The 21,533-nt window shown below is 65.8% G+C and carries 23 protein-coding genes; 11 read left to right on the forward strand and 12 right to left on the reverse strand.

All coding sequences use genetic code 11. The annotated features are described in order from the left end of the window. Window positions 1–11: 11 nt before the first annotated feature. Both ACE103_RS23800 and ACE103_RS23805 read right to left on the reverse strand, forming a co-directional pair. Window positions 12–1,385 carry a PleD family two-component system response regulator gene (locus ACE103_RS23800; protein WP_212318641.1) on the reverse strand — a complete coding sequence of 458 codons (1,374 nt, stop codon included), beginning with the start codon at window positions 1,383–1,385 and terminating at the stop codon, window positions 12–14. A 15-nt stretch (window positions 1,386–1,400) separates the two neighbouring features. Then, window positions 1,401–1,766, reverse strand: coding sequence for a response regulator (locus ACE103_RS23805; RefSeq protein WP_016845968.1), 366 nt, complete (start codon window positions 1,764–1,766; stop codon window positions 1,401–1,403). Between the two features lie 228 nt (window positions 1,767–1,994). Here ACE103_RS23805 and ACE103_RS23810 point away from each other — a divergent pair, with 228 nt between their 5' ends. Next, complete coding sequence (locus ACE103_RS23810; RefSeq protein WP_375781170.1) at window positions 1,995–2,294, forward strand: DUF3572 domain-containing protein; 300 nt, start codon at window positions 1,995–1,997, stop codon at window positions 2,292–2,294. Beyond that, complete coding sequence (locus ACE103_RS23815) at window positions 2,273–3,589, forward strand: DNA polymerase IV (protein ID WP_375775107.1); 1,317 nt, start codon at window positions 2,273–2,275, stop codon at window positions 3,587–3,589. The genes ACE103_RS23810 and ACE103_RS23815 overlap by 22 nt, the downstream gene beginning before the upstream one ends. Window positions 3,590–3,686: 97 nt before the next feature. Here the strand turns inward: ACE103_RS23815 and ACE103_RS23820 are convergent, their stop codons facing one another. Together ACE103_RS23820 and ACE103_RS23825 are read right to left on the reverse strand one after the other, a co-directional pair. Next, window positions 3,687–4,088, reverse strand: coding sequence for a RidA family protein (locus tag ACE103_RS23820; RefSeq protein WP_375775108.1), 402 nt, complete (start codon window positions 4,086–4,088; stop codon window positions 3,687–3,689). A 226-nt stretch (window positions 4,089–4,314) separates the two neighbouring features. Beyond that, the gene (locus ACE103_RS23825) at window positions 4,315–5,178 is read right to left on the reverse strand and encodes a cell envelope integrity EipB family protein (protein WP_375775109.1); all 864 of its coding nucleotides are present in this window, start codon (window positions 5,176–5,178) and stop codon (window positions 4,315–4,317) included. Between the two features lie 254 nt (window positions 5,179–5,432). Here ACE103_RS23825 and ACE103_RS23830 point away from each other — a divergent pair, with 254 nt between their 5' ends. From ACE103_RS23830 to ACE103_RS23845, 4 genes are all read left to right on the forward strand, one after another. Further along, entirely contained in the window at window positions 5,433–5,900 is a 468-nt protein-coding gene (locus ACE103_RS23830) for a RidA family protein (RefSeq protein ID WP_050404836.1), read from the forward strand. 3 nt (window positions 5,901–5,903) lie between these two features. Next, on the forward strand, window positions 5,904–6,656 hold the full coding sequence (locus tag ACE103_RS23835; RefSeq protein ID WP_375775110.1) for a glycerophosphodiester phosphodiesterase: 753 nt from the start codon (window positions 5,904–5,906) through the stop codon (window positions 6,654–6,656). Window positions 6,657–6,811: 155 nt separating this feature from the next. Beyond that, complete coding sequence (locus ACE103_RS23840; RefSeq protein WP_223967506.1) at window positions 6,812–8,062, forward strand: GNAT family N-acetyltransferase; 1,251 nt, start codon at window positions 6,812–6,814, stop codon at window positions 8,060–8,062. Between the two features lie 53 nt (window positions 8,063–8,115). Next, the gene (locus ACE103_RS23845; RefSeq protein WP_375775111.1) at window positions 8,116–8,541 is read left to right on the forward strand and encodes an HIT family protein; all 426 of its coding nucleotides are present in this window, start codon (window positions 8,116–8,118) and stop codon (window positions 8,539–8,541) included. Window positions 8,542–8,730: 189 nt separating this feature from the next. Here ACE103_RS23845 and tsaA read toward each other — a convergent pair whose 3' ends face one another. The 5 genes from tsaA to ACE103_RS23870 all read right to left on the reverse strand — a co-directional run bounded on the left by tsaA (window position 8,731) and on the right by ACE103_RS23870 (window position 12,645). Beyond that, window positions 8,731–9,222: a tRNA (N6-threonylcarbamoyladenosine(37)-N6)-methyltransferase TrmO gene (tsaA, locus tag ACE103_RS23850; protein ID WP_074128941.1), complete on the reverse strand. Its 492-nt coding sequence runs from the start codon at window positions 9,220–9,222 to the stop codon at window positions 8,731–8,733. Window positions 9,223–9,225: 3 nt separating this feature from the next. After that, on the reverse strand, window positions 9,226–10,206 hold the full coding sequence (locus ACE103_RS23855; RefSeq protein WP_375775112.1) for a Bug family tripartite tricarboxylate transporter substrate binding protein: 981 nt from the start codon (window positions 10,204–10,206) through the stop codon (window positions 9,226–9,228). A gap of 61 nt (window positions 10,207–10,267) precedes the next feature. Continuing rightward, window positions 10,268–10,612 (reverse strand): AzlD domain-containing protein, encoded by a 345-nt coding sequence (locus tag ACE103_RS23860; RefSeq protein WP_212318624.1) that lies wholly within the window; start codon window positions 10,610–10,612, stop codon window positions 10,268–10,270. Beyond that, window positions 10,609–11,361: an AzlC family ABC transporter permease gene (locus ACE103_RS23865; protein ID WP_223967503.1), complete on the reverse strand. Its 753-nt coding sequence runs from the start codon at window positions 11,359–11,361 to the stop codon at window positions 10,609–10,611. The genes ACE103_RS23860 and ACE103_RS23865 overlap by 4 nt, the downstream gene beginning before the upstream one ends. Before the next feature lie 204 nt (window positions 11,362–11,565). After that, window positions 11,566–12,645: a lytic transglycosylase domain-containing protein gene (locus tag ACE103_RS23870; RefSeq protein ID WP_375775113.1), complete on the reverse strand. Its 1,080-nt coding sequence runs from the start codon at window positions 12,643–12,645 to the stop codon at window positions 11,566–11,568. A gap of 121 nt (window positions 12,646–12,766) precedes the next feature. Here ACE103_RS23870 and ACE103_RS23875 point away from each other — a divergent pair, with 121 nt between their 5' ends. Next, window positions 12,767–13,696: a glycine reductase gene (locus ACE103_RS23875; RefSeq protein WP_375775114.1), complete on the forward strand. Its 930-nt coding sequence runs from the start codon at window positions 12,767–12,769 to the stop codon at window positions 13,694–13,696. A 158-nt stretch (window positions 13,697–13,854) separates the two neighbouring features. Here the strand turns inward: ACE103_RS23875 and ACE103_RS23880 are convergent, their stop codons facing one another. After that, window positions 13,855–14,859 carry a bile acid:sodium symporter family protein gene (locus ACE103_RS23880; RefSeq protein ID WP_375775115.1) on the reverse strand — a complete coding sequence of 335 codons (1,005 nt, stop codon included), beginning with the start codon at window positions 14,857–14,859 and terminating at the stop codon, window positions 13,855–13,857. Between the two features lie 104 nt (window positions 14,860–14,963). Here ACE103_RS23880 and ACE103_RS23885 point away from each other — a divergent pair, with 104 nt between their 5' ends. Further along, complete coding sequence (locus tag ACE103_RS23885) at window positions 14,964–15,815, forward strand: LysR family transcriptional regulator (protein ID WP_375775116.1); 852 nt, start codon at window positions 14,964–14,966, stop codon at window positions 15,813–15,815. 386 nt (window positions 15,816–16,201) lie between these two features. On the opposite strand, the gene ACE103_RS23890 is transcribed toward ACE103_RS23885, so the two are convergent. Next, window positions 16,202–17,254: a phenylacetaldoxime dehydratase family protein gene (locus ACE103_RS23890; RefSeq protein WP_375775117.1), complete on the reverse strand. Its 1,053-nt coding sequence runs from the start codon at window positions 17,252–17,254 to the stop codon at window positions 16,202–16,204. Window positions 17,255–17,284: 30 nt separating this feature from the next. Further along, on the reverse strand, window positions 17,285–18,292 hold the full coding sequence (locus ACE103_RS23895; RefSeq protein WP_375775118.1) for a carbon-nitrogen hydrolase family protein: 1,008 nt from the start codon (window positions 18,290–18,292) through the stop codon (window positions 17,285–17,287). Window positions 18,293–18,500: 208 nt separating this feature from the next. Here ACE103_RS23895 and ACE103_RS23900 point away from each other — a divergent pair, with 208 nt between their 5' ends. The 3 genes from ACE103_RS23900 (at window position 18,501) to ACE103_RS23910 (ending at window position 21,514) form a co-directional block, all read left to right on the forward strand. Next, window positions 18,501–19,457 (forward strand): helix-turn-helix domain-containing protein, encoded by a 957-nt coding sequence (locus ACE103_RS23900; RefSeq protein ID WP_375775119.1) that lies wholly within the window; start codon window positions 18,501–18,503, stop codon window positions 19,455–19,457. 151 nt (window positions 19,458–19,608) lie between these two features. After that, window positions 19,609–19,962, forward strand: coding sequence for a PilZ domain-containing protein (locus ACE103_RS23905; protein WP_223967495.1), 354 nt, complete (start codon window positions 19,609–19,611; stop codon window positions 19,960–19,962). A gap of 130 nt (window positions 19,963–20,092) precedes the next feature. Then, window positions 20,093–21,514: an MFS transporter gene (locus ACE103_RS23910; protein ID WP_375775120.1), complete on the forward strand. Its 1,422-nt coding sequence runs from the start codon at window positions 20,093–20,095 to the stop codon at window positions 21,512–21,514. The last annotated feature ends 19 nt before the right edge of the window (window positions 21,515–21,533 follow it).

Raw genomic sequence — 21,533 nt, forward strand, 5'->3', positions numbered from 1 at the left:
GAAAGTTCTAATTACGCCGCCGCTGAAACCACGCGGTTGCGACCGTCGTGCTTGGCACGATAGAGCGCGGTGTCGGCGCGCTTGAGCACGTCGGTGACCTGCTCGCCCTTGCGCTCCAGCGTGGTGAGCCCGATCGAGATCGTGACCGTGATCCGCTTGCCGCCCTTCTCAACGGCAAACGGCTCGCCCGCGATCGAGCGGCGCAGCCGCTCGGCGACCATGCCGGCGACATGCAGGTCCGTCTCCGGCATCACGATCACGAACTCCTCGCCGCCATAGCGGCAGGCGAGATCGATGCCGCGGATCGACTTGCGGATGCGAACGGCGAATTCGCGCAGCACGTCGTCGCCGGCGTCGTGGCCGTAGGTGTCGTTGATCGCCTTGAAGTAGTCGATGTCGAGGATCATCAGCGCCAGCGGCTTGCCGCGGATCGAGGCCTGCTCCGCAAGGGTCGCGAGATGACTCTCCATGTAGCGCCGGTTATTGAGGCCGGTCAGCGCATCCGTGATCGCCATCTCGATCGAGTTCTGCACGTTGTCGCGCAGATGATCGGTGTAGCGGCGGCGGCGGATCTGGGTGCGCGCCCGCGCCAGCAGTTCGTTCTTGTCGACCGGACGCAGCAGATAGTCGTTGACGCCGATCTCGAGCCCGCGCATCAGCCGCGCGTTGTTGTCGGCATCCGAGACCGCGAGGATCGGCACCTGGCGCGTACGCTCCAGCGAGCGGGCTTGGCTGCACAGCCGCAGGCCATCGAAATTGTCGAGGCTGAGCGACACGATCAGGAGATCGTAATTGCCCTCGGCGGCGTGGAACAAGGCTTCCGCCGGATTGGTCTCGACGTCGACGGTGTGTTCGGCGGACAGGATCGGCGCCAGCTTCTCGTAGGACGACGGCCGGTCGTCGACCAGCAGGATACGGCCGCCGGTGCCACGGTCGGCGATCGCGCTGCGCTCGGGCGCCTGCATGCCGATCTCGAGCGAGGTGATGGCGCGCATGCGCAGCTCATCGGTCATCATCTTCAGCCGCGTCAGCGAGCGCACGCGCGCGATCAGCACGACGTCGGACACCGGCTTGGTCAGGAAGTCATCGGCGCCGGCTTCGAGGCCGCGCACGCGATCCGCAGGACTGTCGAGCGCGGTGACGATGACGACGGGGATGAAGTGGGTCGCCGGATTCGACTTCAAGCGGCGGCAGACCTCGAAGCCGTCCATATCAGGCATCATGACGTCGAGCAGGATGATGTCGCATTCGGCGCGCGCGCAGATGTCCAGCGCCTCGGTCCCGTTGGAAGCGGTCAGCACATCGAAATATTCGGCTGACAGCCGGGCTTCCAACAGCTTGACGTTCGCCGGAACATCATCGACGACGAGGATACGCGCGGACATGGCACCACAACTCCCCTATCCGATAAAGCGTCGGACAGTCTCAATAAATTTGCCGACCGAGATCGGCTTGGACAAATAGGCTTCGCAGCCGCCCTCGCGGATGCGTTCTTCGTCGCCCTTCATGGCGAAGGCGGTGACCGCGACCACCGGAATCGTGCGCAGATCGGGATCGTCCTTGATCCAGCGCGTGACCTCCAGGCCGGAGACCTGGGGCAGTTGAATATCCATCAGGATGAGATCGGGGCGCAGCTTGCGGACGAGATCAAGCGCTTCGAAGCCATTGCTGGTGCCCGAAGTCTGATAGCCATGCGCTTCCAACAGATCGCGAAAGAGCTTCATATTGAGCTCGTTGTCCTCCACGATCAGGACGGTTTTGGCCATCCCGTCCCTCCCAGACTTAGGAAACAGGCTCGGCTGCGGCACCTCAAGCACCGCGCGCGGAGCGCGTCGAAAATGTGAATTCAAACTAGCGCCAGAATCGCTCTAACCCGTTAACCCGACGTCCAACTTCCGCAGCGTGGTTTCCGTTGCTTGAACACATGCGGAAGACTCGGGCATGATGGGCCCCTCATTAGAGACCATAAGTTAACGGAAAGGCAAACCGGCGCGTTGAAAAAGCCTGTTCACAACCCCCGGGAAGTCGCTGAAATCGTTGCGATTCAGGCGCTCGGCTTCATTGCCGGCGATCCCGAGCGGCTGGGCTTGTTCCTGGCCGAAACCGGAATCGGTCCGGAGACGCTGCGGAACGCGGCCTCCAATCCTCAATTTCTTGCGAGCGTGCTCGATTTCGTGATGCGCGACGATGCCACCATGAAGGCGTTCGCCGCCGCCTCCGAACTGCACCCGACCAATATCGCTGCCGCCCACCAGGTGCTGGGCGACCCGAAATGGGAGCGCGACGTGCCGTGACGACGGCGGCGCCAGCTTCCGACGGCCCCCTCAGTTTCTGCCGAGACTGCCTCGGCGATCTCGACATCAAGGTGAAGCGATGCAGCCATTGCGGTTCGCCGCGGTTGGTGCGCCACCGCACCCTGCCCGCGCTGGCGCTGGCGCATATCGACTGCGACGCGTTCTATGCCACCGTCGAGAAGCGCGACAATCCTGAGATCGCCGACCGCCCCGTCATCATCGGCGGCGGCAAGCGCGGCGTGGTGTCGGCTGCCTGCTACATCGCCCGCACCTACGGTGTCCGCTCGGCGATGCCGATGTTCAAGGCGCTGGAACTCTGCCCCGACGCGACCGTGATCCCGCCCGACATGGCGAAATATGTCCGGGTCGGGCGCGAGGTGCGCCAGGCGATGCAGGCGCTGACGCCGCTGGTCGAGCCGCTGTCGATCGACGAGGCCTTCCTCGACCTCGCCGGCACGCAGCGCGTCCACGGCATGATCCCGGGCAAGGTGCTCGCCAGGTTTGCCCGCGACGTCGAGCGCGACATCGGCATCACGGTGTCGGTCGGGCTGTCCTGCAACAAATTCCTCGCCAAGATCGCCTCCGACTTGGACAAGCCCAGGGGCTTCGCCACGCTCGACCAGGACGAGGCGCGCGAGATGCTGGCCAGCAAGCCGGTCGGCTTCATCTACGGCGTTGGCCCTGCGACGCAGGAGAAGCTGGTGCAGCGCGGCTTCCGCGTCATCGCGGACCTGCAGCGCGCTGACGAGAACGAACTGATGAAGCAGTTCGCCAGCGAAGGCCGCAGGCTGTGGCGGCTGGCGCGCGGCATCGACGACCGCAGCGTGGTGCCCGATCGCGGCGCCAAGACGATCTCGAGCGAGACCACCTTCGAGACCGACATCCGCGATTTTGCAGTTCTGGAAAAACTGCTCTGGAAGCTGTCGGAGAAGACCTCGGCGCGGCTGAAGAGCGGCGACCTCTCGGGCTGCACCATCACGCTGAAGCTGAAGACCGCTGATTTCCGCCAGCGCACCCGTTCGCAATCGATCCAGACGCCGACCCAATTAGCCGCAAAGATCTTTGCGGTAACGCGCGAGATGCTGGCCAGGGAGATCGACGGCACCGCGTTCCGCCTGATGGGCGCCGGCGTCAGCGCGCTGCGCCCGGGCGCGCAGGCCAACGATTCCGACATGCTCGACCGCCGCTCGGCCCACGCCGAACGCGCGATCGACAATCTGCGCAAGAAGTTCGGCAACGCCGCCGTGATCAGGGGTATTGCCTATGAGGGGCCGGGGAAGAGCGCGGAGGAGTAATCGATCGTCATGGCCGGGCTTGACCCGGCCATCCATCCAGAAAGATTCTTCGAAGAGCGATGGATGCGCGGGTCAAGCCCGCGCATGACGACCTGCATCAATCCGCGACGGCCACCGCCTCGATCTCGATCAGCCATTCCGGCGCCGCGAGCGCGGTGACGCCGACGAGCGTCGAGGCCGGCGGCTCCATGCCCTCGAAGAACGCCGAGCGCGCCTTGCCGATGATCGGGCGAAGCTCCGGTTTGTATCCCACCACAAAGGTCGTGATCTTGACGATGTTGGAATAGTTCGCCCCGGCGGCTTTCAACGCCATGCCAAGGTTCTGCATCACCTGCGTCGTCTGCGCGGCGAGATCGCCGGCGCCGACCACCCGTCCCTCCTCGTCGGTGGAAACCTGTCCGGAAATGTAGATCGTGCGTGCGCCCGTCGCGACGACGACATGGGAGTAAGCCGGATTGTGATGCAGGCCGCTGGGGCGCAGATGGTCTGATTTGCTCATGATGTGCCTCCCTGACACGCGCGTTTTGGGAAGCGTACTCGTGTCTGATGGTTCCGGCCAGTGCGGTCTCCGCCGTCGTCCCGGCGAAGGCCGGGACCCATAACCACAGGGTTGAGTTGTTGAAGGAAGCTGTGGCCCCAGCGTTGCGCAATAACGACCTTCGGTGGCTATGGGTCCCGGCCTTCGCCGGGACGACACCGAGTGAGTGGGTGGCGATCGCCAGCCGTCACTTGCAGGGCTTGGAATCCCTGACGTCGAACTTGTCCAGCGCGCCCGAGATCACGAAATCGTTGTAGTCCAATACCAGCGCGCGGGAGACGCCGTTCTCGTAGAGCTCGAACGACATCGCATAGACCGGCGTCTGCTCGCCATCCTTGGCCCGCGCGTCGCTGTCGTAATAGCTCACCGTCACCGGCCAGCGCGTCATGGTCTTCATCGCGTCGCTCGCGGTCGACGGATCGGGCGATGACGGCGCGCGGTCGCCTGCGATCGGCCGGCCGATCACGGTCAGCGTGTTGTAGACCTTCTCGCCATTGTCGGAGCCGTCATAGACGGTCTGTTCGAGCACCGATTTGCCGTCGCGGGCGGCGGCGATGATGTGCTGGATCTGCTCGGTCGGGAACACGATCTTGCCGTCGAGATTGAAGGTCTTCTTCACCGGCTGGGTCAGCTTCACGGTGATATGATCGCCCACGCGCTCGGCGATCCCGTCGACCGGCGACGAGTCACTGTCGTTCATCCGCGTGTCGATCTTGAAGCGGTAGCTCTTGCCCGACGCGTCTTCCCAGGACGAGGAGCGCAGATCGGACAGCGTCACCTTGCCCTCGCCGCTGTCGAGTTCGGACACCTGGCGGAATTCGGAGGTGTAGCCTTCGCAGGAGCTGCCGGAGAAATTGTACAGGATGCGCCCGCGCGCATCGCTGACCGAATTGGAGCCGCGCGATTTCACGAGGCTGAGATCGTACAGCGCCTGATGCGCCAGAAACGGCCCACCGGCCGCAGCAGCGGACCCTTGAACCAGACCGGATCCTGCGGCAACGGCGATCGTGAGCACCAGGGCACGCGACGAATTCCGAAACGGCAAGGTCATAGGTTTTCCTCGAGGAGGCAGGGATTCGCCACAATAGTGACGGTGGTATTGCGCCGCAACTGGGGCAAGTCTGACAAAATGGCAATGTAAGCAGCGAATTTGCCGTCATTTCCGGCAGTTTTCCGTGCGATTCCACACGTCACGGCCGCGCCGCCCTCACCTTACCGTCGCTTGCAACCGGCGGCACGATGCGCGAAACAAACTTGGCCCTGACCGCGTTTCAGGCTTCGTGCAAATCCAATTGGGGAACAAAAATGGCGGGTACCGTCGAACAGAAACTGGCGTCACAGGGCATCACACTTCCCCAGCCGACCTCCCCGGTCGCAAATTACGTCCCCTTCGTCCGCAGCGGCAACCTGTTGTTCGTCTCGGGCCAGGTCTGCTTCAACGCCGAAGGCAAGCTGATCGCCAAGGGCAAGTTAGGGGCCGGCGTCACGCTCGAGCAGGGCGTCGCCGCCGCGCAGGGCTGCGCGATCAACCTCCTGGCCCAGGTCAAGGCGGCGCTCGGCGATCTCGACAAGGTCGTGCGCGTGGTGCGGCTCGGCGGCTTCATCAACTCGGCGCCGGACTTCTTCGACGGACCGAAGGTGCTGAACGGCGCTTCCGATCTGATGGTCGCGGCGTTCGGCGACAAGGGCCGCCATGCCCGCACCACCGTCGGCGTCGCCTCGCTGCCCGCGGATGCCGCGGTCGAGGTCGAAGGCGTGTTCGAAGTCGCCTGAGCGATGCGCGCTCCTGATTGGCTGACCAAACGGCCGGTCGCCCATCGCGGCCTGCACGATGCCGCACGCGGCGTCATCGAGAACATGCCGGCCGCGGCTACCGCCGCGGTCGCAGGCAATTTCGCCATCGAGTGCGATATCCAGCTCACCGCCGACGGCGAGGCGATGGTGCATCACGACGATGCGCTTGGCCGCCTCACCGAGGGTTCGGGCCTGCTGTCGACCAAGACGGCAGCCGAGCTGAAGGCGGTGAAATTCAAGAACACCTCCGAGCAGATGATGACGCTCGGCGACCTCTGCGCGCTGGTCGCCGGCCGCGTCCCGCTGGTGATCGAGGTGAAGAGCCATTTCGACGGCGACCGCAAGCTGGTTCGACGGATGGCCGAGGTGCTGTCGTCCTATTCCGGCCCCGTCGTCGGCATGTCGTTCGATCCCGACCAGGTGCTGGCGCTGCGCGAGGCCATGCCGAACCTGCCGCGCGGCATCACCGCCCAGCGTACCTATGACGACAGTTCCTGGACCAAGCTGACGCCGGCCCAGCGCGACGGCATGCTGTACCTGCGCCACGGCTTCAAGACCGAGCCGCATTTCGTGGCCTTCTGGGTCAACCAGCTGCCGGCGCCGGCGCCCTGGATCGCCCGCAACGTGTTCGGCTGCCCGCTGCTGGCCTGGACCGTAAGCACGGCGGAACAGCGCGAGCGCGCGACGCGCTACGCCGACCAGATGATTTTCGAAGGGTTTGTGCCGGGAACCTGACATGTCGCAGAGACTCTTGAACTCGTCGCTGCGACGCACGATCTTGTCGGGAGTTGGTCGTCATCAGCGATGGCGGAATGCGGAGCATGATCCGGAAGTGGAGCCAGCTGTTCCGGAAAGATCATGCTCAAAAGAGGCACCGGTCTTCACTCTCGATGGCGTCGTCTGAAATCACCCTAGAGGCTGTGGCTGACATCGGCGGCATTCCAGCCGCCGAATGGGATGCCTGCGCCAATCCGAAGACGGATGCGGACAGCATCCACAACCTCGACACCCTGGCCTCGCCCGCTGCCGCAGGCGATTGCCAGACGACCGCAAGTTCGAGCTATAACCCCTTCGTTTCCCACGCCTTTTTCGCCGCGGCCGAAGCTTCGAACTCGGCCTGCCCGCGGACCGGCTGGGGACCGCGGCATCTGATCGCAAAGCTCGATGGCCGGATCGTCGGCGTCGTGCCGTGCTATCTGAAATCGCACTCGCAGGGCGAATACGTGTTCGACCGCGGCTGGGCCGAGGCCTATCACCGCGCCGGCGGCAGCTATTATCCGAAGCTGCAGGTCTCGGTCCCCTTCACGCCCGCGACCGGGCCGCGGCTGCTGATCCGTGACGGCGTCGACCGCGAGGCGATCGGCTCGGCGCTGGCGCGGGGCCTGCGGGCGCTCTGCAACGCCACCGAGGCCTCCTCCGTGCACGTCACCTTTGCCCGCGAGGACGAGGCAAAGTTCCTCGGCGCACACGGCTTCCTGCAACGGACCGACCAGCAGTTCCACTGGCACAATGAGGGCTACAAGACTTTCGACGATTTCCTGGGCTCGCTGAACTCGCGTCACCGCAAGGGCATCAAGCGCGAACGCCGTGAGGCCGTGACCGCCGGGATCACCATCCACTGGCTGACCGGCTCCGATATCACCGAGGACGCATGGGACGCGTTCTTCGAGTTCTACATGGAGACCGGCTCGCGCAAATGGGGCCGGCCGTATTTGACCCGCGAATTCTTCTCGCTGATCGGCGAGAGCATGAGCCGGGACGTGCTGCTGGTGATGGCCAAGCGCAACGGCCGCTGGATCGCCGGCGCGATCAACTTCATCGGCTCGGATACGCTGTTCGGCCGCAACTGGGGCGCGATCGAGCACCACCCGTTCCTGCATTTCGAGGTCTGCTACTATCAGGCGATCGATTTCGCGGTTCAGCGCGGACTCAAGGTGGTCGAGGCCGGCGCGCAGGGCGAGCACAAGCTGGCGCGCGGCTACCTGCCGCAGACGACCTATTCGGCGCATTTCATCGCCGATCCCGGCTTGCGCCGCGCGATCGCCGATTACCTCAAGCGCGAGCGCGATTATGTCGCCGAGGTCGGCCGCGAACTCAGCGAGGCCGGTCCGTTCCGCAAGACCGTCGACGACGACGCTTGACGTTTGCCTCGCGACCGAGAAATTAGACCCACAAAATCCAGGGAGCCGCCGCCATGCCCGCCGCCTATGACAACAACAACCCCTTCGCAAAAATCCTGCGCGGCGAATTTCCGTCCTACAAGGTCTACGAGAACGACCACGTGCTCGCCTTCCTCGACATCATGCCGCGCTCGCCCGGGCATACGCTTGTCATCCCGAAGGCCCCTGCCCGCAATATCCTCGACATCACGCCCGACGACTACGCCCATGTCGCACGCGCCGCCCACAAGATCGCCGCCGCCGGAATGAAGGCGTTCGAGGCCGACGGCATCACCGTGCAGCAATTCAACGAGCCCGCCGGCGGCCAGGTCGTATTCCATCTCCACATGCACGTGATGCCGCGCAAGGACGGCGTCGCGCTGCTGCCGCCTGCCAGCCACAAGGAAGACGGCAAGGTGCTGGAAGCGAATGCGGCGAAACTGATCGCGGCGTTGAAATGACGCCATCGGCGTCATCCCGGGGCGGCGCGTAGCGACGAACCCGGGATCTCGACGACGGAGAGCTTCACTCCTCGTCATTCCGGGGCGCGCCTCTTGGCGCGAGCCCGGAATCCATTTCACCAAGAAACGCGCGGAAGGATGGATTCCGGGCTCGCGCTCCGCGCGCCCCGGAATGACGGTGGAGAGGTCTCACTCCGTCTCGAAATCCCCCGCCTGTGGCGGGGCGAGCGGGGTGAACTCGCAGCGGTCGGGCTTGACGTCGATCAATGGCGTCTCGTCGAGGCAGTCGAGGCCGCGCACCAGGATGACATTGCCCTCGACACCGACCAGCTTGACGATCGAGGTGCCGATCGGATTCGGGCGCACCGGCGAGCGCAGCGAGAACGTGCCGCGGGTGTTGCCGTTGTTCTTCGGGCTCTGCAGCACGATGTCGCGGCGCGACTGGTGCAGCCAGTACAGCACTTCGAGGTTCGAATAGAAATCGACGCCCTTGATCGCAGCGACCCAGGGCTCGAAGATCTCGAGCCGGCACACCGGGCCGTCATGCCGCCCCTGCCGCGGCGTCGCCAGCCGCGAAGTCCAGGGCGTGCGAATACGACCGATGAAGACGAGCCCGGCGTCGCGTGCCGTCGGCATGTCCACGGCGACCTCGCCCTGGCGCAATTCCATTTCACGTACCATGTGTCAGTCCAACGATATGTTCAGCGCCTTGACCACGCCCGCCCACCGCGCGCGATCGGTGTCCAAAAATCTGTCGATCTCGGCCTGGCTCTTTACGCGCAGCGGCGGGAAACCGATCCTGACCAGCGAAGCGCGAAACGCCTCGTCGTTCAAGGCCCGGTCGAGGCTCGCCTTGATCTTGCTCGCGATCTCGTCAGGCACCTTCGACGGCGCCGCAATACCATACCAGACGCTGACCGCATAATCGGGATAGCCGCTCTCGGCAATCGTCGGCAGATCGGGCAAGTCCGCAATGCGCTCGGTCGAGCTGACGCCGAGCGCGCGCAGCATGCCTGACTTGACCGGCGGCAGCGCGGTGCCGAGCGTGTCGAACATCAGCTGGATGTTGCCTGACAGCAGATCCTGGAGCGCGGGTCCAGCGCCCTTGTAGGGCACATGGGTCATCTCGACGCCGGCCATCTGCTTGAACATCTCGCCGGCGAGGTGAACCGTGCCACCGGTGCCGGCCGATCCGAAATTGAGCTTGCCGGGATTTGTCTTGGCGTAGGCGACGAACTCCGCGATCGTCTTGGCAGGAACCGACGGATTCACCTCCATGATCATCGGCGCATCCGTAATCACGGACAGCAGGCGGAAATCCCGGGCCGGATCGTAGGGCAGCTTCTTGTAGAGCAGCGGATTGAGCACGAAGATCGAGGCCGCCGTCACGAACAGCGTGTAACCGTCGGGGTCGGAGCGCGCCACCGCCTCGGCGCCGATCGCGCCCTGCGCGCCGGCCTTATTCTCGACCACGACCACCTGCTTGAGATCGCGCCCGAGATATTCGCCGACGATCCGGCCGAGCACGTCGGTCGGGCCGCCCGCGGCGTAGGGCACCACGAGCTTGATCGGACGTGACGGATAGTCTGCGGCACGCGCAGACAGCGCCGTCGCCAGCATGACGGCTAGAGCAACAATGAAAGCCGATGATGCGCGCCGCTGCATGGCGTTCTCCCGTTATTGTTTTCTTGGAGAACGAGAGTAACGGATAATGCGGTCGCCGCAATCAGCCGAGCCAGTATTTGCCTGACAGCATAACGATTTCGCCCACGATCACGCCGGCGAAGATCGATTTCCTCGCCAGCATGAACGCCACGAAGCCAGCGGCGACGGCGCCGTAACGCAGCCAATCCGGCACGCTTGCGAGCGCGCCCGGCGGCTGCACCACGATCTGCGCAATGATACCAGCGAGGATCGCGGTGGCGACCGCCCTCACCCAGACCAGCAGCTCGGAGTTCTCGTCGATGCCGCCGCCGAACCACAGGCCGAGCATGCGCCAGATCTGGTTGGGGATGACGCCCGCCACGAACAGGATCGCGAGCGCGTGCCAGTCGCCGATGAAGGTGCTCATGCGCGCGCCCTCACGATGCCTGCCCTGGCCCGGTGCACGCCGTAGGCTATGGTTCCCGCGACGACGCCGCTGACCAGGATGTCGACGCCGCTGTTCAGCATCGCCGCGAGCGGGAACAGCAAGAGCCCAAGCACCAGCGCGATGACGTCGGCGAGCTCGCGGCAGTTGCGCGCGGTGGAGAACAGGAAGGCCAGCGGCGTCAGCATCAGCATGCCGGCGGCGAGCAGCGGCGTGAGGTTGGCCGCGAGCGTGTAGCCGATCGTGTTCGCGATCAGGCAGACCGAGACCAGCCCCAGGCCAAGCCCGTGGATGAAGGCAATCCGCCGGTTGCGCGGCACCTGCGGCAGGAAGCGGAAGCATTCGACCCACAGCGTCACCGCCGTGAGGTGCGCCACCAGGATGAGATGCCGGCGCTTGGTGTCCTCGGTGCGCATCATCGGCAACACCGACACCACCATCGGAAATAGCCTGATCGCGCTGACGGTGACGGCGATGGCCGATTGCAGCACGGTGGCGCCGGAGCCGAGCGTCGTGATCACGATGATCTGCGCGGGGCCCGCCCAGACGAACGCCGTGCTCGCCAGCGTCCAGCCCAGCGAGAAGCCGCTATCATGCGCCAGCGCGCCGATGCCGAGATAGGTCGCAAACAGCACCAGCGTCAGCACGGTCGCGCCGATCGACCGCGCGCCCCACAGGAAGGCGCGGAACGAGGTCTGCCATTGCGGAGAATCGAGCGGAGGAAGCGCCACGGGAAGCCGGATGGTTTGCAATGTCGGCGGCTTAGGGCGCGGTGCTCGATGGGTCAAGCAAGCGGCCGCACAGGGCGGGTATGCAGTGGCGATAACCCCACTCGTCATTGCGAGCGGAGCGAAGCAATCCATTGCTCCGCTTGCTCGGACAGATGGATTGCTTCGTCGCTTCGCTCCTCGCAATGAAGTGGAGAAGTCCGTGCCTCACGCCCGGTTCTTCAGCACGAAGCACGCCCCGCCCGCCTTCCGGATGCGGCTGCACAGGCCGTCGGCCTCGGGGCGCGTGTCGGCGCCGATACGCACCTGGTAGAACATCGCGCTGCCGCGGGTGCGCAGCCGCGAACCGAGCAAGCTCGGATCCTGATCGCCGATCACGCTCGACAGCCGCTTGATGGCGCGGGCATACATCGCGAGCGCATTGTCGCGGCTGAAGCCTGCGGCGAGCTGCACGCCCCACACCTTGGCCGCCGACAGCGTGATGTGCTGTTCGAGCCCGGCCACGAACGGATTGGGCGCGCGCTTCAGCAGCGCCATCAGCTCGCGGCAGCTCGTGGTCGGCGCACGCGCTGGCATCTTGCCGTTGCGGCCGGCGGCAGCCCAGTCGTCGACGCTGGAGCCGGTGATCGCGGAGACGTAATTGCGCGTCTCCTGCGGCATGTAGCCGGAGCCGGCGAGCCAGTCCTGGATCCGGCGCGGGCCGGCATTGTAGGCGGCCGCCGCGAGGCCGAGATTGCCGAACTGGCTGCGCAGCTCGCTGAGAAATTCGGCCGACTTCGGCAGCGCCTGCACCGGATCGAGCGGATCGAGCAACCCGCGCTCGCTTGCCGTGCCCGGCATGAACTGCGCGATGCCCTGCGCCCGCTGGCCGTTCCGCGTGATGGGACCGACCGCATCGGCCTGGAAACGGCTCTCCTGCCAGATCACGCGCGCGAAGAATTCAAGCGGCAGGTCGTTCGCCCGTGCCGCCGATTCGATCATCAGGCACATCGCCTCGCGGGTGTCGCTCTCGCGCGCATCGTCCGCGGGCTTGTCGGTTGCCGCCGCCGCGGGCTTCTCGGCAGGTGCCGCGGGCGCGGCAGCAGCAGGTTTCTCGGCTGATGGTGCGGCCTGCTCTCCCGGCGGCGGCGCGGGCTGCTCGGCCGGCGCTGCAGGGTTCTCGGCGGGCGCGGCTGGCTTGTCCGCGGGCGGCGTTGCGGGCTGCTCGGCACTCGGCGGCGTCGCTGGGGCTGCGGCAGGCGCGTCCTCCGCGCCGGCGCCGGCCGGCGGCACCAGCAACACAAGCATGACCCATGCGGCGCAAAGACCTGTTCGCATCGCAAATCTGTTCCCGCGCGGCGCGGCTTGACACCGCAAGCTCGTGGTCTAGCTATGGACTGAAATGATGGCGCGCAAAAGGGAGCGCAAAATGGCCGCAGCCTCAGACGATCAAACCGGCTTTGCCCCCGACGACGACGCCCCGATCGGCTACATGAAGCGGACCCGCGATTATTATGCGGCGATCGGCTACACCACCCCCTACCGCTGGGCGCACTACACCTCCGCCCCGTTCCAACCTCTGCAGAAGCCCCTGAGCCAGTCCCGCGTCGCCATCATCACGACCGCGGCGCCGTTCGATCCCGCCAAAGGCGACCAGGGCCCCGGCGCGAAATACAATGGCGGGGCAAAATTCTATGCGGTCTATGACGGCGACACGTCGCAGCCACACGATATGCGGATTTCGCACATCGCCTACGACCGCATCCACACCACGGCGACCGACAGCGGCACTTGGTTCCCGCTGACGCAACTGAAGCGCCTCGCCGCGGCCGGCAAAATCGGCCAAGTCGCGCCGCGCTTCTTCGGGGCCCCGACCAACCGTAGCCACCGCGTCACTATCGAGACCGACGCGCCGGAAATCCTCAGGCGTTGCCGCGACGACAAGGTCGACGTCGCGGTGCTGGTGCCGAACTGCCCGGTCTGCCACCAGACCGTCAGCCTGGTGGCGCGGCATCTCGAAGCCAACGGCATCCCGACCGTCGTGATGGGCTGCGCCAAGGATATCGTCGAGCACGCCGCGGTGCCGCGCTTCCTGTTCTCGGATTTCCCGCTCGGCAACTCCGCCGGCAAGCCGCACGACGTGGCCTCGCAGGCCTTCACGCTGGAGCTCGCGCTGCGCGTGCTGGAAACCGCGCCCGGTCCGCAGACCACCGTGCAGTCGCCGCTGCGCTGGAGCGAAGACGCGTCATGGAAGCGCGACTACAGCAACGCCGACGCACTGAGCGCCGAGGAGCTCGCCCGCCTGCGCCGCGAGTTCGACGCGCAGAAGGAAATCGCGAAGGGGCTGCGTGTGGCGTAGCTTCAGGTTGAGCGTCGAAGACCATCGCCTGTCAAGCTAACGGTGTCATCGCCCGGCTCGACCGGGCGATCCAGTATTCCAGAGACGCCGATCACGGAGAAGCCGCGGCGTACTGGGTCCCCCGGTCAAGCCGGGGGACGACAGCGAGGGAGAAATGCCTACGCGTGCGCCGGGGCGACATCATGTGACGACCCTTCCTCGCCGCCCGCATAACGGCGCGCCAGCGCGGCGCAGGTCATCAGCTGGATCTGGTGAAACAGCATCAGCGGCAGCACGATCAACCCGACCGACTGCCCGGCGAGCAGCACGCTCGCCATCGGCAATCCGCTCGCGAGGCTCTTCTTCGAGCCGCAGAACATGATGGCGATGCGGTCGGCGCGCGAGAAGCCGAGCATCTGGCTGCCGAAATTGGTGATCAGCAGCACGATCGCCAGCAGCAGCGCATCGAGGCCGAGCACGATGGCCATCTGCGTCGCGTTGACCTGGTGCCAGATGCCATGGCTGACGCCGTCGCTGAACGCGGTGTAGACAATCAGGAGGATCGAGCCGCGGTCGACCAGGCCGAGCATCGCATGGTGCCGCTCGACCCAGCGTCCGATCAGCGGCCGCGACAACTGCCCCGCTACGAACGGCAGCAGCAGCTGCACGACGATGTCGAGCGCGGCATTGCCGGAGAACCCGCCATGGCTCGACAGAAGGAAGCCCGCCAGCAGCGGCGTCGCGACGATGCCGAGCAGGTTGGAGGCGGTCGCCGAGCACAGTGCAGCCGACACATTGCCGTGCGCGATCGAGGTGAAGGCGACCGACGACTGCACCGTCGACGGCAGGATGCAGATCAGGATCACGCCCGCCCACAGCGCCGGCGTCAGCAGGTGCGGCGCCAGCGCATGCGCCGTGAGGCCGAGCAGCGGGAACAGCGCGAAGGTTGACAGGAAGATCACGAGGTGCAGCCGCCAGTGCCGGGCACCGACCAGCGCCTCCGATGTCGACAGCCGGGCGCCGTGGAGGAAGAACAGCAGCGCGATCGCGGCATCAGTGGCGTAGCCGCCGATCACGGTGCCCTGCCCGTGCAGCGGCAGCAGGGTGGCGAGGCCGACCATGCCGACGATGGCGGCGATGTAGGGGTCGACGGGCACGAATGATCGCAGGCGACTGATGGTCATGGTGGCTTCCTTTCCTTGACCGGAAAATGGCCTTCCCCATGCCGATTGTGAACCGCGCTTACCGATGTTATTGTCATTACGTTATGTAATGATGGAACGCTGCCATGCTCGACCCGGTCCAGCTCGAAACCTTCCTGACCGTGGTGCAGACCCAGAACTTCACCGAGGCCGGCCGCCGCCTCGGCCTGAAGCAGTCGACGGTCAGCCAGCACATCCGCAAGCTCGAGGCCGCCGCGGGACGCCGCCTGTTCGTGCGCGACACCCATTCGGTCGTGCTCACCGCGGACGGTGAGGCGATGACGGGCTTTGCGCGCCCGATCCTGGAGGCCAACGCGCGCGCCCGCGATTACTTCGCGGGGTCGCAGGTGCGCGGCAAGGTCCGGTTCGGTGCCGCCGAGGATTTTGCCAGCTCGCGCCTGCCCGATCTGCTGCGCGACTTCGTCCGCCGTCACCCGCAGGTCGATCTCGAATTGACGATCGGGCTCAGCGCCGTACTGTACCAGCAGCTCGACGCCGGCGAGCTCGACCTCGTGCTGGGCAAGCGCCGGCCCGGCGACGCGCTGGGGCAACTGGTGTGGCAGGACCGTCTGGTGTGGACCAGTGCGCCCGGCATGCGGCTCGATCCCGACCAGCCTTTGCCCCTGATCCTCTACGCGCCGCCGAGCGTCAGCCGCAGCGTGGTGCTGGAGGCGATGGAACGCTTCGGACGGCCTTGGCGCATCGTCTGCTCCAGCGGCAGCCTCAGCGGCCTCCGCGCCGCAGCACTCGCCGGTCTCGGCATCACCCCACAGGCGCAGGGCTTGATCCCGGATGGACTAGAAGCAATGCCGGCGTCAGGCCTGCCGCCGCTCGGCAGCGTCGAGTTCGTGGTCCGCACCGCCCGCCGGACCAGACGCGGCCCGGCGGTCGAACTGGCGCAGGCCATCACGGAACGCGGCGGCCGGCTGCGGCCGTAGAAGTTTGGCTAGAACGGCCTGACGCCGCGCTCGCTACACCCTCCCGCTTTCGGGGTCGAGAGGAGCGAAGCCGGCTCTTAGATCGGATCGCATTGAGGGCTATATCGTCGTCCACCGCTGTCATCGCCCGGCCTGTGCGCAATTGCGTACGTGGACCGGGCGATCCAGTACGCCGCGGCCTCTCAGCTCAAGCACAGACTTCTCTGGAATACTGGATCACCCGCTTTCGCGGGTGATGACACTGAGCGAGCTGAGGTGCGCCTGCACTTCTGAATAATAGAAGTCTACCGCTGATTTGCCCGACGCGTCAAGCTGCCGTGTCGAACGCCGGCAGCCACCGACTACTGTGCATGGGGTTGTTTTCGATATTTTGAATGCAGCTCGCATCAGCCGGCTGGTGCCGCCGCGATCTGCACCGCGCCCAGCATGCCGGTCCGCTCGTGACAGCCGAGATACTCGAAGAACTGCTCGTCGGCGGCGGCGACCGTGACCTCGTGATACAGCCTGAGCTTTGCGGCCGGTCCCAAGGTCGAGAGATACTTCATCGCCGCGCCGAAGATCCTGACATGGGTCGGATGCGATTCCGCCCAGCGCTCCAGCGCCGCGAGGCTCTTCCACCAGCTCTGGCCGTAGGACTTTTCCGTCAGCCGTCCATCCGCGTCGACGACGCGCATGTAGCGGTTGGCGTAGCAGCCGATCGGCACGCCGTCGTCGCGCAGGAAGTCCATGCCCTCGCGCAGGACCGGCTCGACATCGTCGAGATACATCTTGCGCTCCGACGCCTCGGTGTCGCTCCAGTCCTGGCCGGAGCGGATCAGGCAGAGATTGTCATGCGCGACCACGCGGATGCGCGCGCCGTCGCGGATCACGCGCGGTTCGCCGCCTGGCGTCATCGCGTCAGTCTGCGACAGCGGAATGCGGTCGCGCATGCCGCCCCAGTAAGCATGCTCCTGCACCTCGCCGCTCATGCCGTCGGCAAGGACCGCGACGCCCTCGGGGCGGCCGAGCGACGAGAACAATGTCTCGTAACGCTCGACATTCGGCCGTAGCACCTCGATGAAGCGGCCGACGCCATCGCTGGCGCCGCTGCCAGTCCAGGCCTCGCGCGCGGCCTCGAACCAGCTATCGAAACGCCCGGCATCGTCCCAATAGGCGACCGAGACGACGTTGGAGAAGCCCGCCTGGTCGACATATTGCGCGCGGTCCCAATGCGTCGGGCCGTTCTCACCAGCAAAGCGCGTTGCGATCAGTGCCAGTGCCTCGGCCATCGCGGCGGTCGGCTCGCCACGATGTTGCACGCCGAAATAGGCCATGATGACGCTTGCGACCGCGGGCTTGTGGCGCGCGACGAACGAGGGATAAGGCGGCGCATAATCGTCGGGCACACGACGATGACGGGAGCGCGCTGTTTGCAGATGAGAGGGAATCGCGGATTCCATGGCAGTCGCCTCCGGTTTGATGTCAGGCGTTCAGCTCGCGGCCGCGTCGATCTCTTCGATGTCGAGCGGCAGCGCGAAATGCTCGACCCGCTTCGATGGCTTCTTGTTCAGCAGCAGGCGCGTGACGTCGGGCCGCGAATAATGCCCGGCCGGGTCGGCGGCGTTCTTGGCGACCCCGATCGCGCCGAGATCGATATCGGCGAGCAGCAGACCCTCCTGGTCGGGCGGCAGCTTCTCGGCGATCGAGCTGCCGTCCGGCCCGTAGATCGCCGCGTGGCCGCCGCCTACATGCAGCAGCGCGTGTTTGTCGTCGCGGTCGCACATCTCGTCGATCATCGCCTGCGAGACCGTCGCACAGGGCGCCAGCACGAAGCATGAGCCTTCAACCGCATAGACCCGCGAGGCCGCGTTGTTGACCTCCCAGCCGAGCGCCGGCGCGAACGGATCGTACAGCGAGAAGCTCGGCCAGGCCGCGACATGCACCTGCTCGTTCTGGGCGTACATCGCGTATTTCGATAGCGGCTGCAGATGTTCCCAGCAGCACAGCGCGCCGAGGCGGCCGATGCCGGGGCGATCATGCACCGCAAGGTCGCTGCCGTCGCCCTCGCCGTAGACGGTGCGCTCGGCGTGTGTCGGCCGCAGCTTGCGCCGCTTGGCGATGGTCTCGCCGTCGGGCCCGATCAGCCATTGCGCCAGATAGAGGCTGCCGCCGTCGCGCTCGGACAGGCCGAGCACCGCCGTCATGCCGGCCTTCTTCACCGCGAGCCGCAGCTTCTCGGCCTGCGGGCTGTCATAGCTCAGCGAGTTGTCGAAATAGCGCTGCACGAAGCCGCGCCCGATCGCCCAGGCCGGCGAATCCAGCCAGATGTACCAGGGATAGCCGGGGATGAAGGCCTCGGGGAACGCGATCAGTTTGGCCCCCTTGGCGGCGGCGTCCTCGATCAAGGCAATGCTCTTGGCGATCGAGGCGTCGAGGTCGAGCCAGGCAGGGGCGGCCTGCACCACCGCAACGCGATATTTCGGATGTTCGATGCCCATGATGTCCTCCTCGTGGCCGGCGATGCGGCCTGGTTCGTACTTGATCGGGCCTAGCGGCCTCTGACATCATGCTGCCCCGGGACCGGGAGCGCCGTTCGACCAGGACGGAAGGAAAATTCGACTGCGGAGGAGATTCCCCCAGCCGTCCCCGGTACGAAGCTTGCTTTGTTTGCGTGGCCAGCGTTTGCACTCGTGAAGGGAGGAATTCATGCCGGCCCTGTTCACCACGGAAGTCGCGCCCACGCATCGGCGCCTGGCACTCTGGCGCGACATCGTCTGCGACGTGTTCGTGCAACTCGACTGCAAGTCCGATCTCGGCACCGCCTTCCACGGCGCCATCACCAGCGCGCAACTCGGCGCGGTGAAATGCTCCGTCGTCTCGTCGGGCCGGCAGCGCGTGCTGCGCACGCCGTCGCGGATCGCGCGCACCAGCGAGGATTTTGTTCTGTTCGCGCTCGGCCAAAGTGGCGCGGGCGCCGTCGTGCAGGACGGCCGCGAGACCGTGATCCAGCCGGGCGAGTTTGCGTTCTACGACACCACGCGCCCGTATGAGCTGCGCTTCAACGACGACTTCACGCAGACCATCTTCCAGGTGCCGCGCGCGATGCTGCACCGGCGCTTTGCCGGCACCCAGGGCCTGACGGCGACCACGTTCACATCGGATCGCCCCGTGCAGCGGCTCGCCTGGCAGTTCATCAGCGGGCTCTCCGAGATCGCCGACAAGCTCGATCCTGATAATGCGATCCGGCTCGCCGATCAGGCCGCCGATTTGCTCGCGATGGCGATCAGCGAGCGGCTCGGCGGCGCGACGCTGCCGGCGTCGACGCACCGCTCCGCCCTGCTCTACCGGCTGAAAGCGCATGTGCTCGCGCATCTGCCGGACCCCGAGCTCAGCCTCACCGAGACCGCCGCGGCGCTCGGCATCTCGCCGCGCTACGTCAACAGCCTGCTGGCCGATGAGGACACTTCATTCCAGCGCTTCGTGCTGGCGCAGCGGCTGGAGCGCTGCAAGCGCGACCTCGCCTCACCGGCGCACGCGCATCGCCACATCGGCGAGATTGCGTTCGCCTGGGGCTTTAACGATCTCTCGCATTTCGGCCGCGTGTTCCGCGACCATTACGGCCTTTCCCCGCGCGATTGGCGGCACAGCCGGGTGCCGAACTGATTTCTCGGGTGGTTTGCGGCGCAAAATAGCCGGGAATCCGGACCTTCACAGATGCAAACAATTTACACTAACTCCAACGGGTTCCGTTCGTACCCTTCTTTTCGCGTGCCCGGACCGGTACAGTCCTGCCGTTAATTTAGGAGGATTTCCCATGCAGGACCGGCGCCAGAGCCCACGTGACAAGGTGTTTTACGGTGCGGTTGCGGAGATCAATGAGCGAGGCTCGACGATGGATTGCGTCGTCCGCAACATCAGTGAAGGCGGCGCCTGCGTCGAATTTGGCGACGCCACGCGACTGCCCGAAGAGATGAATCTCAACGTCGCGCGCAAGGGCCGCTCATTCCTGGCGCGGATGATCTGGCGCCAGGCCAACAAGGTCGGCCTTGCGTTTCGGATCATGACCTCGGACACCCCGGTCAGCGATCTCGACGAGCGGGTCCGCCGCAGCGAGATCAAGAAGCGGCAGTTGCAGCGACGGATCAAGGAACTGCTCGGCCAAGGCTGAGCGTCCTCCGGCAGCTCCCCGGCCGCGTTTCGATCGCGGCCGGCATCTGTCATTTCGGGGGTTGCAAAGGCCAGGTTAATCCAGCATCCGGTAAGCCCGCCCATGCTGGAACCGAGAGCCATTTCACGACATGTCGTCCGCGATCATTGAGCATCCCGACGGGCTGCCGCAACCGCAGCGCAATTGGGCCATTCTCACGATCGCGCTCGGCCTCGTGATGGCCGTCGTCGACGGCTCGATCGCCAACGTGGCGCTGCCGACCATCGCGCGGGATCTTGACGCCAGCCCCGCCTTCTCGATCTGGATCGTCAACGGCTATCAGCTCGCGATCACGATCTCGCTGCTGCCGCTGGCCTCGCTCGGCGAGATCATCGGCTATCGCCGGGTGTATCTGGCGGGGCTGTTGCTGTTCACGCTGGCGTCGCTGTTCTGCGCGCTGTCGCATACGCTGCCGCTGCTGACGGTCGCCCGTATCCTGCAGGGGTTCGGCGCTGCCGGCATCCTCAGCGTCAATACGGCGCTGGTCCGCTTCATCTATCCGCATTCGCAGCTCGGCCGCGGCATCGGCGTCAACGCGCTGGTGGTCGCGATCTCGGCCGCGGTAGGCCCGACCATCGCCTCGGTCATCCTGGCGGTCGGCACCTGGCCGTATCTGTTCGCCATCAACGTCCCGCTCGGCATCGTCACGCTGGCATTGGGCTGGCGCTTCCTGCCGCATACCCGGCCCGCGGTTCACGCCTTCGACTGGCAGAGCGCCGCGATGAGCGCCATCGCGTTCGGGTTCGGCATCAGCGCGATCGACAGCGCCGGCCATGGCGAGGCACTGTATCTCTGCGCATTGGAGTTCGCGATTGCCGCGGTCGCTTCCCATCTTCTGTACCGGCGGCAGCAGCATCTGCCCTCGCCGCTGCTGCCGGTCGACCTCTTGCGGATACCGATCTTCGCGCTGTCGATCGGCACCTCGATCGCCTCGTTCTGCGGCCAGATGCTGGCCTTCGTCGCGATGCCGTTCTATCTCGAAAACCACTTCGGATATTCGGCGGTGCAGATCGGCCTCTTGATCACGCCGTGGCCGATCGCGGTCGCATTCGCAGCGCCGATCGCGGGCTGGCTGGTCGAGCGTTACCCGGCCGGCCTGCTCGGCGGCATCGGCCTGCTGCTGTTCGCATTGGGTCTGGGCACGCTGGCGTTCATGCCGGTCCATGCGACACCGATCGACGTGATCTGGCGCATGGCGCTCGCCGGCGCGGGGTTCGGCCTGTTCCAGACCCCGAACAACCGCACCATGATCGCCGCCGCCCCGCGCGAGCGCTCCGGCGGCGCCAGCGGCATGCTCGGGACCGCGCGCTTGCTTGGACAGACCGTCGGCGCAGCTTTGGTGGCGATGCTGCTGGCGCGCTATCCGGCCGACGGCACCCGGATCTCGCTGATGGTCGGCGTCGGCTTTGCCGTCGTGGGCGCCGTGCTCAGCACGCTGCGGCTGTCCTCGGCCGGCAGCCGCGGCGCTCACCAGGTGCGGGTCCATGAGGGCCAGCGCTTGAAGGGCGAGTGAAACTCGCGCGCGCGCACAC

Source organism: Bradyrhizobium sp. ma5 (assembly GCF_042258955.1).
Lineage (GTDB): Bacteria > Pseudomonadota > Alphaproteobacteria > Rhizobiales > Xanthobacteraceae > Bradyrhizobium.